Source organism: Streptomyces luteolus, from assembly GCF_029968015.1.
Classification (GTDB): domain Bacteria; phylum Actinomycetota; class Actinomycetes; order Streptomycetales; family Streptomycetaceae; genus Streptomyces; species Streptomyces luteolus.
Genome location: NZ_JASCIS010000015.1, coordinates 129,947 through 141,932, shown reverse-complemented (window position 1 = coordinate 141,932; position 11,986 = coordinate 129,947). Strand labels below are relative to the sequence as shown.

Below are 11,986 nucleotides of genomic sequence, written 5' to 3'. Positions count from 1 at the left end.
GATCCACCAGGTACGCTCACCAGGCCCGCCCCGTACCCGCACGACCGGCGGCCGCCCACTGACGACCTGCGAGAACCCCCAGGAGACTGACGACGATGGCCGACCGGGTCACGGTGATCGGCTGGGACGGCTCGCCCCTGACGGACGCGGCACGCTCCGCACTCGGCGCCGCGACGCTCGTGGCGGGCGCCGCCCACCACCTGGCGCTGCCCGAAGTGCCCGCCCGCGCCGAGCGCATCCGGCTCGGCAGCGTCTCGCTCGCCGCCCGCCGCATCGCCGCCCACCGCGGCACCGCCGTCGTCCTCGCGGACGGCGACCCCGGCTTCTTCGGCGTCGTACGCACCCTGCGCGCCCCCGAACACGGCCTTGAGGTCGAGGTCGTACCCGCCGTCTCCTCCGTCGCCCAGGCCTTCGCCCGCGCCGGCATGCCCTGGGACGACGCCCAGATCGTCGTCGCCCAGAGCCGCACCCTGCGCCGCGCGGTCAATGTGTGCCGCGCCCACACCAAGGTCGCCGTGCTCACCTCACCGGGCGCGGGACCCGCCGAGCTCGCCCTGCTGCTGCAGGGAGTGCACCGCACCTTCGTGGTCTGCGAGGAGCTCGGCACCGACCGCGAACGCGTCTCCGTGCTCACCTCCGACAAGGCCGCCGACGTCTCCTGGCGCGACCCCAACGTCGTCATCGTCATCGGCGGACCCGTCGGCCAGGAGCACGCCTGGATCGCCGGCCGCGACCCCGCCGCCCGCCCCCGCGGCTGGGCCCTGCCCGCGGGCGCCTATGGCGAGGACGGGCTCGACGAGGGCGAGAACGACCGCCTCCGCGCGGCCCAACTCGCCCGCCTGGGACCGCGCGTGGGCGACCTCGTCTGGGACATCGGCTCCGGCAGCGGCGCCTTCGCCGTCGAGGCCGCCCGGTTCGGCGCCGCCGTCATCGCCGTCGACCGGGACATCGCCGCCTGCGCCCAGACCGACCGCAACGCCCGCCGCTTCGGCGTCCCGCTGCAGATCCTCCGCGGCTCGGCCCCGCACGTACTGGAGGACCTGCCCGAGCCCGATGTCGTACGCGTGGGGGGTGGCGGCGCCGCCGTGGTCTCCGCCGTCGCCGACCGCAGGCCCGAACGGATCGTCACCCACGCCTCCACGCGCGACGAGGCCGAGTTGATCGGCCGCGACCTCACCGAGCACGGGTACGTCGTGGAGTGCGCGCTCCTGCAGACCGTCGAACTCGATACGCGCGCCTGGACGGAACGCGAACGCGCGGTCGCCTTCCTGATCTGCGGCGAGTTGGAAGCACGCGGCGAGTCGCCCCGCTGACGAGGGCACCGGGTGGTATCGCGCCCCGTGACCTTGCGACCCCGCCGCGCGCGGTAGGCTGGCCGATCGTTGTACCGCTCCCGGACGTTCGTCGGTTCGTACGTCAATGTCCGGTAGACGTGCCCGGTTTGAGGCGTGTGTGGTACGGCGTGGATCGGAGGACGCGCGACGTGGCGTAGTCCACAGCGGGCCGTGGCGGATCTTGGCGACACGGCGGTGGTCCGACCGCGAGAATGCCTGTGGCGCCTCTGCGCCAAGGGTGGGTACGCGGCCGTTCCGTGCCGCGCGGCGCGCACGCTCGTTCTTGTCCATGGGCGGTTGCCGCCGCCACGGGCGAGCCGGCCGAAGGAGAACGACCGATGGGCGAGGGGTACGCATGACCGACACCGGCCAGGTTCCGGGCGAGGGACTGCCTTCGAGCGCGGGCGCGGTGGACCAGGCGGGCGTTGCCGCACCCGGCGCGTACACCTACCTCGACCCCGCCGGCACCACCACCGAGGACGACGACCTGCTCTTCATGCCGGGCGCCCAGGGCGCCTGGACCGAGGGCCAGCCCGGCTACGCGCCGCAGGCCGCGGGCTTCGACCAGCCTCGGACTCCGGGGTACGAACAGGCCGCGGCTCCGGCCGAGTCGATCCCGTACGAGCAGGCTCCGCAGGTGATGGGCGGACAGCAGCCCTCGCAGTCGCCGCAGTCGCCGCAGTCGCCGCACGAGCAGCAGGCCGTGGCGGTGGACGCGCAGCATCGTGCGCCGGACGCTCAGGACGTTGCGCACCAGGCCGTTCCGCAGGAGGCGGCGGCTCCGGAGGCCGAGGCGCAGGCGCCCGGTCCGCATGAGATGTCCGGCCGCGACAGCGGTTCGGTGAACCTCGCGGACGTACGGGTGCCCGGCCCCGCCTCCTCGCAGCACGGCGGTACGCATGGCGGACAGCAGCCCGCTTCGGCGCAGTCCAACGGCCACGGTCGGCGCCCGCTGCACCTGGGCCCGCCCGCCCCGGCCGCCACCACGAGCCCGGTCCGCTCCCTCGCCGACCGCGGCCCGGCCACCGCCACTCCGCCGCACCCGGTGCGGGTGCGGGACTCCGGGCAGACCCTCGCCGGTCCCGAGTACTTGGACGTGCCGCGCGCCGAGAACGGTGTGCCGCAGGAGCCGCAGCTCGGGGAGATCCCGCTCCAGGGCGCCATGCCGTGGTCCCCGCAGCCTCCGCAGGTCCCGCAGTCTCCGCAGGTCCCGCAGCCTTCGGAGGTCCCGCAGTCTCTGGAGGTCCCGCAGGCCTCGCACGACGGCGGGGCGCCGCTGCCGGGTGCGGACGGACCCGTTCCGGGTGCAGAAACGGTCGTCCCGGAGGCTGCCCCGGTGGCCCCGGTCGGCCCGCAGGTGACCTCAACCGGGCCTGGCGAGCTGCCGGTTGAGGCCCAGCCGGTCGGCGAGTTCGTGCCGGTGGAGGGCTCCATCCCGTCCACCCCGCACCTCGCCCCGACCCCGCCGCAGCCGCTGCGGATCCCGCAGGAGGAGTACCCGGAGCGGGCTGCGGACGAGGCCCCGGAGCAGCCCGAGCCCGTACAGCAGGAGCAGGAGGCCTCTCAGGTCCCCGCGCCCCGCGACGGCGAGAACGCGGCGCCGGATGCCGCCGCCACCCCCCAGCACGTGCACGAAGCGGAAGCCGAGACAGAGATCAAGACCGAGCCCGCCACCGAGTCCACGGCCGTCGAACAGCCCGCACCCGCCCCGGAAGCGGAAGCCGCAGCGCCCGCCGAGGCGGTGCCCGCTGCCGAGGCCCCGGCCGAGCAGCCCGCCCCCCAGGCCCCCGAGCCGGAGGCTGAACCCGCCCCTGAGCAGCAGACGCAGCCCGTACCGCAGGCGCAGCCCGTACCGGAGGCGCAGCCCCTCGCCGCCGAACCGCAGCCCGAGGCCGCACCCGAGCCCGAGCCCGAGCAGGCCCCCGCCCCCGAGCCCGTCCAGCTGACCGAAGCGCCCGAGGCCACGGACATCAACGAACTCGTCGAGGTCACCGAGGCCGACGACGCCGTCGCTGAGCCCGTACCCGCGGAAGCCCCGGAGGCAGAGGCCACCGAACCGGCGCCAGTGGCCGTGGCCGCGGCCGAGGAAATCCACCCGACCGAGCAGACCGAGCAGACCGAGCAGTCCGCGGAGGGCGAGCAGACCGCGGAGGGCGAGCAGGGCGAAGAGGCCGAAGAGGCCGAAGCCGCCGCTGAGGGGAGCACCCCCGCCCCGGAGGCGCCCTCCGCCGAGATCCCCGCGGCCGCCCCCGCTCCCGCCTACGACGACGCCGAGCGCGAGGCCGTCCTGCGCGTGATGCGTGAGCGGCGCGACATCCGCAACGGCTTCCGCAGCGACCCGATCCCGCACGACGTGCTGCTCCGCGTCCTGGAGGCCGCCCACACGGCGCCGTCCGTCGGCCACTCGCAGCCCTGGGACTTCGTCGTCATCCGCTCCGCCGAAACGCGGCGCACGATGCACGAACTGGCCATGCGGCAGAAGGACGCGTACGCGAAGTCGCTCCCCAAGGGCCGGGCCAAGCAGTTCAAGGAACTGAAGATCGAGGCCATCCTCGACACCCCGGTGAACATCGTCGTCACCGCCGACCCCACCCGCGGCGGCCGCCACACCCTCGGCCGGCACACCCAGCCGCAGATGGCCCCGTATTCCTCCGCGCTCGCCGTCGAGAACCTGTGGCTCGCGGCCCGCGCCGAGGGCCTCGGCGTCGGCTGGGTCAGCTTCTTCGACGAGCGCGAGATGGTCCGTACGCTCGGGCTGCCCGAACACCTCGAAGTCGTCGCGTACTTGTGCGTCGGATACGTCGACGAGTTCCCGGACGAGCCCGAGTTGATGCAGGCCGGCTGGTCCAAGCGCCGCCCGCTGTCCTGGGTCGTGCACGAGGAGACGTACGGCCGCCGCGCCCTGCCCGGCGAGGAGCCGCACGACCTGCTCGCCGAGACCGTCGCCAACATCCGCCCCCTCGACGCCAAGGCGCTCGGTGAGGCGTGGGAGCGGCAGAAGCGGATGACGAAGCCCGCGGGCGCCCTCGGCATGCTGGAGATCATCTCCGCGCAGCTGGCCGGGCTCTCCCGGATGTGCCCGCCGCCCATCCCGGAGCCCGCAGCGGTGGCGATCTTCGCGGGTGACCACGGCGTGCACGCCCAGGGCGTCACCCCCTGGCCGCAGGAGGTCACCGGCCAGATGGTGGCCAACTTCCTCGGCGGCGGCGCGGTCTGCAACGCGTTCGCCAACCAGGTGGGCGCCGAGGTCTGCATCGTCGACGTGGGCGTCGCCTCCGACCTGCCCGCGACGCCCGGCCTGCTGCCGCGCAAGGTCCGCGCCGGCACCGCCGACATGACGACGGGCCCCGCGCTCACCCGCGAGGAGGTCAAGGAGGCCATCGAGGTCGGTATCGACACCGCCCGCGACCTCGTGGCCGCCGGCAACAAGGCACTGCTCACCGGCGAGATGGGCATCGCCAACACCACCGCGTCCGCCGCCCTGATCTCCGTGTTCACGGGCGCCGACCCGGCCGAGGTGACCGGCCGCGGCACCGGCGTCAACGACGAGACGCTGGCCCGCAAGACCGATGTCGTACGCCGGGCCCTGGAGCTGCACCAGCCCGATCCGGCCGACCCGATCGGCGTCCTCGCGGCTGTCGGCGGCCTCGAACACGCGGCCATGGTCGGGCTGTTGCTGGGCGGCGCCTCGCTGCGCACCCCGGTGATCCTCGACGGTGTGAGCGCCGGTGCGGCCGCCCTGGTCGCCCGCGCCGTCGCGCCCGAGGTCCTCGCCGCCTGCATCGCCGGTCACCGCAGCGCCGAGCCCGGCCATGTCGCGGCCCTCAACAAGCTGGGCCTGCGCCCGCTCGTCGACCTCGACCTGCGCCTCGGCGAGGGCACCGGCGCGCTGCTCGCGCTCCCGGTGGTCCAGTCGGCGGCCCGCGCCATGCACGAGGTGGCTACGTTCGACTCGGCGGGCGTCACCGAGAAGTAAAGCCGTTGGAATTCAGCCCCGCCCGCAAATTCAGCCCCTCCGGCGTTTGAGGAGCGGGGGTCCGGGGGCTGGCCCCCGAAGCGCCGCAGGCTTTCGGGGAAGGGGCGGGGAGGGGGAAAGAACCCCCCGCCCCCACCGAGCCGTAGAGTGAACGCACCAGAAGATCCGCATGTCAAAGCTCCGCTCCACCGTCGCAGCGAAGCGCAGCGCCCCGCACGAGGAGCCGTACAGCACATGGCTGAACACCCCGCCTACCCCGTAGGACTCCGCCTCTCCGGCCGCCGCGTGGTCGTACTCGGCGGCGGCTCGGTCGCCCAGCGCCGCCTCCCGGCCCTGATCGCTGCGGGCGCCGACGTCCACCTCGTGTCGCCGTCCGCGACGCCCTCGGTCGAGGCGATGGCCGACTCCGGCGAGATCACCTGGCACCGCAGGACCTACGCGGCGGGCGACCTCGCCGACACCTGGTACGCCCTGATCGCCACCAGCGACCACGCCGCCAACGAGGCCGCGTCCGCGGAGGGCGAGGCGGGCCGCGTCTGGTGCGTACGCTCCGACGACGCCACCGCCGCCACCGCCTGGACCCCGGCGACGGGCCACTCCGACGGCGTCACCGTGGCCGTCCTCGGCGACTCCCCGGACCCGCGCCGCACCGCCGCCATCCGCGACACCGTCGTCGAGGGTCTGCGCGACGGCACGCTCGTCGCCCCGCACCACCGTCCGCAGACCCCGAGCGTCGCCCTCGTCGGCGGCGGGCCCGGCGACCCGGACCTGATCACGGTCCGCGGCCGCCGCCTGCTCGCCCAGGCCGACGTTGTCATCGCCGACCGGCTCGGCCCGCGCGACCTCCTCAACGAACTCCCGCCGCACGTCGAGGTGATCGACGCGGCGAAGATCCCGTACGGCCGGTTCATGGCGCAGGAGGCGATCAACAACGCGCTGATCGAGCACGCCAAGGCCGGCAAGTCCGTCGTACGTCTGAAGGGCGGCGACCCGTTCGTGTTCGGGCGCGGCATGGAGGAGGCGCAGGCGCTGGCCGAGGCGGGCATCGCCTGCACCGTCGTGCCGGGCATCTCCAGCTCCATCAGCGTGCCGGGCGCGGCGGGCATCCCGGTCACGCACCGCGGCGTCGCGCACGAGTTCACCGTGGTCAGCGGGCACGTGGCGCCCGACGACGAGCGTTCCCTGGTCGACTGGGCGGCGCTCGCCCGGCTGCGCGGCACCCTCGTCGTCCTGATGGGAGTCGACAAGATCGGCAAGATCGCCGAGGCCCTGATCGCCAACGGCCGCGCCCCCGAGACCCCCGTCGCCCTCGTCCAGGAGGGCACGACCGCGACCCAGCGCCGCGTCGACGCCACCCTGGCCACGGTCGGCGCGAGGGTCACCGCCGAGGACGTGCGCCCGCCCGCGGTCATCGTGATCGGCGAGGTCGTGGGCGTCGGTGTCTCGTCGAAGCCCGAGGCATGACGCACCCGGCACCTCTGCGACCATCGAACCGTAACCTCGGGTAACTCTCTTCTCCCGAGCCGTTGGCACCACCCCTTGGACAAGGCAGTATCACCCTGTGGCTGATCTCATCACCGTCGACGACCCCGACGACCCGCGCCTGAGCGACTACATCGGCCTGACCGACGTGGAGCTGCGCCGCCGACGCGAACCCGTCGAGGGCCTCTTCATCGCCGAGGGCGAGAAGGTCATCCGGCGCGCCCGGCACGCCGGTTACGAGATGCGCTCCATGCTGCTCTCGTCCAAGTGGGTCGACGTGATGCGCGACGTCATCGACGAGGTACCGGCGCCCGTGTACGCGGTCAGCCCGGACCTCGCCGAGCGCGTCACCGGCTACCACGTGCACCGCGGCGCCCTCGCCTCGATGCAGCGCAAGCCGCTGCCGACCGCCGCCGAACTCCTCGCCGGCGCACGGCGCGTGGCCGTCATGGAGGCGGTCAACGACCACACCAACATCGGCGCGATCTTCCGCAGCGCCGCCGCCCTCGGCATCGACGCGGTCCTGCTCTCCCCGGACTGCGCCGACCCGCTGTACCGCCGCTCCGTCAAGGTCTCGATGGGCGCGGTCTTCTCGGTCCCGTACGCACGGCTCGAAGCCTGGCCGAAGAGCCTGGAGTCCGTCCGCGAGGCGGGCTTCAAGCTGCTCGCCCTCACCCCGGACGAGAAGGCCTCGACCCTCGACGACCTGGCCCCGCACCGCATGGACCGGGTGGCCCTGATGCTCGGCGCGGAGGGCGACGGCCTCTCCACCCAGGCCCTGGTCGCCGCCGACGAATGGGTCCGCATCCCGATGGCCCACGACGTCGACTCCCTCAACGTGGGCGCGGCGGCGGCGGTCGCGTTCTACGCGGTGACGACGGGCCGACCCGAGAACTGAGGCCCCTGGGCCCGTCTCCCTGATCTTCGCGGATCTGGGGGAGGAGCCGTGAGCTTGGGGGAGGGTGCATCGGCGCGCGCGGGATCGCCCTCGTGCTGGACTTACTTGGGTGATTCGGGCGTGCGGCGAGATCCGTGCCAGGCGTCCCCGGACGACCGGCTCACCGACCACAAGAGCGCCGCTGACCTCGACGGATACGTCTGGGGCGTGAACTGCCACAGCCTGTACCCCGGCGCGCGCCTGCTTCCCGAGTCGGAGGTCACACGCCGCTGGTCGCAGGCGCTGGGGATCGACTTCCACGAGGTGTGCATCGAGACCGACGCCCACCGGATCACGCTGCTCTTCTCGCAGCTGCAGGTGACCGAAGTCCCGGTCGGATACGCCCCGTTCGTCACGGACCAGCGTCCCGCAAAGATCGGGGAGACGGGCCTAGCGGCCTGACCCTACGGCCGCGGCACGCTCCGTCGGGGCTCCGGGCTTCACCCGCTGCGGGACGCCGTCCCGTGCACCCGGACCGTCCTGGAGGGAGAGCCGCGGCAACCCCTGCGCGGGCCCCTGGCAGCCCTGTGCCGCCGCGATGCCCAGGGCGACCAGGAGCGTCACGACCACGAACACGATCAGCCGCTGCCGCAGCAGCCGCGGGTTGGCGGGGCCGCGGCGCCCGGTCCCCGTGGTGCGCGGCGGCGCCGTACGCCCGCCGTTGCTGCGCGGCGCGGGCCTGCTCCCGGACCGCGCACCCGTCCGCGAGGGCGCCGGGCCCCGGCCCGCGCGCGAACCGTTGGTCCGGGACGGCGGGGGAGTGGTGGGCGCCCGCCGGGTGCGCTGCGCGGCGTGGTCGGCGGCGCGGTCCGGGCGCTGCTGCTCGGCCAGCCGACCGGAGGTACGCTCCGCGGGCCGCTCGCCCGGACGGTCGGCGGAGCGGCGCGGCGCGGGCGGACGCGCGTCCACGGCACCGAGCCCCTGCACCTCCCGGGCCGCGATCTCCTTGAGCCGCAGCGAGAGTTGCAGCGTGCTCGGCCGCTCCTCCGGATCCTTCGCGAGGCAGGCCCGCACCAGCGGAGCAAGCGCGTCCGGCACCCCGGCCAGCTGCGCCTCCTCATGCACCACGCGGTACAGCATCACCTCGGAACTGCCGTGCCCGAAGGGCGAGTCACCCATCGCCGCGTACGCGAGCGTCGCCCCCAGCGAGAACACGTCCGTCGCCGGGGTCACCGCGGCCCCGCGCACCTGCTCGGGCGCGAGGAAGCCGGGCGAGCCGACGGCCGTGCCCACATGGGTGAGCGTGGAGGCCCCCGTCGCCCAGGCGATGCCGAAGTCGATGATCCGCGGGCCCTTGGGCGAGAGCAGGATGTTCGACGGCTTGAGGTCCCGGTGGACGACCCCCGCCTCGTGCACCGCGACCAGGCCCTCGGAGAGCGCGGAGCCCACGGCCGCCACCTCGGCGGCGGTCAACGGGCCTTCCTCCGCGACCTTGTCGTGCAGCGAGGGCCCCGGTACGTACTGCGTCGCGAACCACGGGCGGTCCGCCTCCAGGTCGGCGGCGACCAGACGGGCCGTACAGCCGCCCCTGATCCGGCGCGCGGCGGACACCTCGCGCGCGAACCGCGACCGGAACTCCTGGTCCTCGGCCAGATCGGGCCGGATCACCTTCAGGGCGACCCGCTGGCCGCGCCGGTCGGAGCCGAGGTAGACGACGCCCATGCCGCCCGCGCCGAGCCGCCGGTGCAGCCGGAACGAGCCGACGACACGCGGATCCTCGCGCCGGAGCCGCATCATCGCCATCCGAATCCCTGCCGCCTCGTCGCCCTGTTGCCCTGACCAATTGACGTGCCACAGCTTACGTTTCCGCGCCCGCGTGCGCTCATAGGCCGCGCCTTCGCGGCCGGGTCGATTGTCAGTGCCGGATGGGAAAATCGAAGCGTGGTCAGGAGAGTTGGCCGCCGGGGTAGTTGGACCCCCGGCGGACCTCAACGCACCGTCGCACAAGGGGGATTGACGCCATGAAGGGTGACCGGGTCGAGATAGTGGTGGACGCCGGCGACACGACAAGGACGTACGAGGTGGTGGCCGCCCGGGCCGGCCGCCGGGTGGAGACCAGCGTCCGCAGGGGAGTGGTGGAAGTGAGCGAAGTCACGCGCAACGGCACCGCGGTGCGCACGGCCCGCTTCATGGCGGCCCGCGTTCTCGCCCTCGTCGAGCAACCCGTCCCGCGCGAGCACGGATCCGAGACCGAAGGCGGCCGCCCCCTCCGTGAAGCCCCCAGGCCCTAGGGTCCCTGGGGTCCCTGGGGTCCCTAGGGGGCGTCTCCCCCATCTCCACCCAGGGGAGTACGAATCACGTCTCCGGGTCATCCTGCGGGAGGCCCGCCAATCGGTACGAGGGCATGACGCCACGGCCCGCGCCCGCCCCTAGATTTGAGGTCAAGCGGCGGGTGCAGCACTCGTCCCCCGAGGTCAAGCACCCGCCGCTGTCAGAGACGACAGGAGAGGGACCATGGCGGACACGGCAGCGCGGACAGTCCTCCGCACGCAGGGACGCAGGGCTTACGCCGCGTTCGGCGGCCGCCGTTCCGGCACCCGTCACCCCTTGGTGGCGACGGCCATGGTGCTTCCCCTGGCGGCCCTGCTCGTAGTCGTCTTCGGCGGCTGGGAAGCAGTGGTCACACAAGCGTCGTCCGTGGGCGTGATGCTGGGGCGCTGAGCGGCACCCCAGGCCCGGAAGAGCGGTCCGGGCGGGGACATCCGGCCATGAAACCCCGTGGGGACGGGGGTGCGGCGGACGGCACCGAAATGCCCGCGCAGCTGGGGAGCTGCGCGGGCATTTTCCTGTCCGGGGACAGGGGCGAGCTGCCCGGACGTCGGCGTAGGCTCGCTGGTCGGCGCGCTCGACCGCGTCGCGCCAGGGCAGACCACAGGGGGATCCGTGAGCACTTCCGTCACGCGGGCGCTGACCGCCACCGCCAGAACGGCGGCCCACGGCCCGTACGCGGAGTGCACCTGCCCCGCCGCCATCCCCACGGTCCTCGCCGACCGCGACGACGGCACCGTCGTACGCCACGGCACGACGGTCGCGAAGGCGCACGCCCGGGACGCCGACCGCACCCAGCTCGCCACCCGCCTCGCCGTCGCCGCCCACCCCGCCCTGTCCGGCGTACTGCTCGCCCCGCTCGACCTCCCCGCCACCGAACTCGACGGCCGCCCGGTCACGTTCTGGCCGTACGGCACCCCCGTCGACCCCGACGCCCCGCGGTCCGCGCCCTGGGAGGAGGTCGGCACACTCCTCGCCCGCCTGCACGCCACCCCCGTCGAGGCGCTGCCCGGCCCGCTCCCGGTGATGCGCGGCCCGCACAAGGCCGCCCTGGCCGTGTCCCGGATGCGCCGCGCCCACCCGCCCGAGCCGGTCGCGGCCGTCGTCGAACGCGCCTGGTCCGCCCTGCCGCCCTGGGCCCGCGCCGAGTCCGCCCCGCCGGGACCGGTCCACCTCTGCCACGGCGACCTGCACCTCGGCCAACTCGTCCGGCACCCGGGCCCGCACGGCCGCTGGCTCCTCATCGACGTGGACGACCTGGGCCTCGGCAACCCGGCCTGGGACCTGGCCCGTCCCGCGGCCTGGTACGCAGCCGGACTGCTCGCCCCCGAGGAATGGCTGCGCTTCATCGGCGCCTACGCGGCGGCTGCGGGCCCGGCCGTCCCCTCCGGGACGGACCCCTGGCCCGTACTCGACGTCCCCGCGCGTGCCCTCACCGTCCAGACCGCCGCCGTCGCCGTGGCCAAGGCGACCGCCGCACGCCGCGCTCTCGACGAGATAGAGCTGGCCCTCCTTGACGCCTGCGACCGAATGGCCGCCGTCCCGCCGGAGTTGCCCGCCGAGGCCGCCAAGTAGGGTTTCCACCAAGGCAACCGGGCACCGGTCCCGGTGAAGCAGTCCCGACCGGCGAGGAGTTGAGCCGACGATGCATTGTCCCAAGTGCCGTGCACCCATGCAGACGTACAACCGCAACGGCGTCCAGATAGAGCAGTGCAACGGCTGCCGGGGGATCTTCCTCGACTACGGCGAGCTGGAGGCCCTGACCCGCCTGGAGTCGCAGTGGGCCCAGCAGGCCCCGCCCGCCGCCCCGCCGGCCGCCCCGGCACCCGCCCCGCAGGCCTACCCCGCCGCGCAGCCCCCGGCCTGGGGCGCCCCGCACCCGGGCCACGGCCACCACGGCCACTACCGGCAGAAGAGCTTCGGCCGGATGCTGTTCTCGTCCTGACGCAGGGGTGGGGCTCGGGCACACCGCCCGAGCCCGGCGCGCCC

At 74.2% G+C, this 11,986-nt stretch carries 10 protein-coding genes; 9 read left to right on the top strand and 1 reads right to left on the bottom strand.

What is annotated here, in order from left to right; translation table 11 throughout:
- Positions 1–95 precede the first annotated feature (95 nt).
- From cbiE to QIT00_RS17125, 5 genes are all read left to right on the top strand, one after another.
- Positions 96–1,313 carry a precorrin-6y C5,15-methyltransferase (decarboxylating) subunit CbiE gene (cbiE, locus tag QIT00_RS17145; RefSeq protein WP_282536142.1) on the top strand — a complete coding sequence of 406 codons (1,218 nt, stop codon included), beginning with the start codon at positions 96–98 and terminating at the stop codon, positions 1,311–1,313.
- Positions 1,314–1,689: 376 nt separating this feature from the next.
- A complete protein-coding gene (gene cobT, locus QIT00_RS17140) occupies positions 1,690–5,310 on the top strand; it encodes a nicotinate-nucleotide--dimethylbenzimidazole phosphoribosyltransferase (RefSeq protein WP_282536141.1) in 3,621 nt (1,206 codons plus the stop codon).
- Positions 5,311–5,544: 234 nt separating this feature from the next.
- A complete protein-coding gene (cobA, locus tag QIT00_RS17135; protein WP_282536140.1) occupies positions 5,545–6,774 on the top strand; it encodes a uroporphyrinogen-III C-methyltransferase in 1,230 nt (409 codons plus the stop codon).
- Between the two features lie 97 nt (positions 6,775–6,871).
- Entirely contained in the window at positions 6,872–7,690 is an 819-nt protein-coding gene (locus tag QIT00_RS17130; RefSeq protein WP_282536139.1) for a TrmH family RNA methyltransferase, read from the top strand.
- 105 nt (positions 7,691–7,795) lie between these two features.
- Positions 7,796–8,131: a YxiG-like protein gene (locus QIT00_RS17125; protein WP_456316486.1), complete on the top strand. Its 336-nt coding sequence runs from the start codon at positions 7,796–7,798 to the stop codon at positions 8,129–8,131.
- Here the strand turns inward: QIT00_RS17125 and QIT00_RS17120 are convergent.
- On the bottom strand, positions 8,120–9,478 hold the full coding sequence (locus tag QIT00_RS17120) for a serine/threonine-protein kinase (RefSeq protein ID WP_282536185.1): 1,359 nt from the start codon (positions 9,476–9,478) through the stop codon (positions 8,120–8,122). The genes QIT00_RS17125 and QIT00_RS17120 overlap by 12 nt on opposite strands.
- A gap of 212 nt (positions 9,479–9,690) precedes the next feature.
- Between QIT00_RS17120 and QIT00_RS17115 the strand changes: the two genes are divergently transcribed.
- The 4 genes from QIT00_RS17115 to QIT00_RS17100 all read left to right on the top strand — a co-directional run bounded on the left by QIT00_RS17115 (position 9,691) and on the right by QIT00_RS17100 (position 11,942).
- Entirely contained in the window at positions 9,691–9,960 is a 270-nt protein-coding gene (locus QIT00_RS17115) for a hypothetical protein (protein WP_282536137.1), read from the top strand.
- A gap of 223 nt (positions 9,961–10,183) precedes the next feature.
- Positions 10,184–10,390 (top strand): hypothetical protein, encoded by a 207-nt coding sequence (locus tag QIT00_RS17110; RefSeq protein ID WP_282536136.1) that lies wholly within the window; start codon positions 10,184–10,186, stop codon positions 10,388–10,390.
- Between the two features lie 222 nt (positions 10,391–10,612).
- Positions 10,613–11,572, top strand: a complete 960-nt coding sequence (locus QIT00_RS17105; protein ID WP_282536135.1) for a phosphotransferase — start codon at positions 10,613–10,615, stop codon at positions 11,570–11,572.
- Between the two features lie 70 nt (positions 11,573–11,642).
- Positions 11,643–11,942 carry a TFIIB-type zinc ribbon-containing protein gene (locus QIT00_RS17100; RefSeq protein ID WP_282536134.1) on the top strand — a complete coding sequence of 100 codons (300 nt, stop codon included), beginning with the start codon at positions 11,643–11,645 and terminating at the stop codon, positions 11,940–11,942.
- The last annotated feature ends 44 nt before the right edge of the window (positions 11,943–11,986 follow it).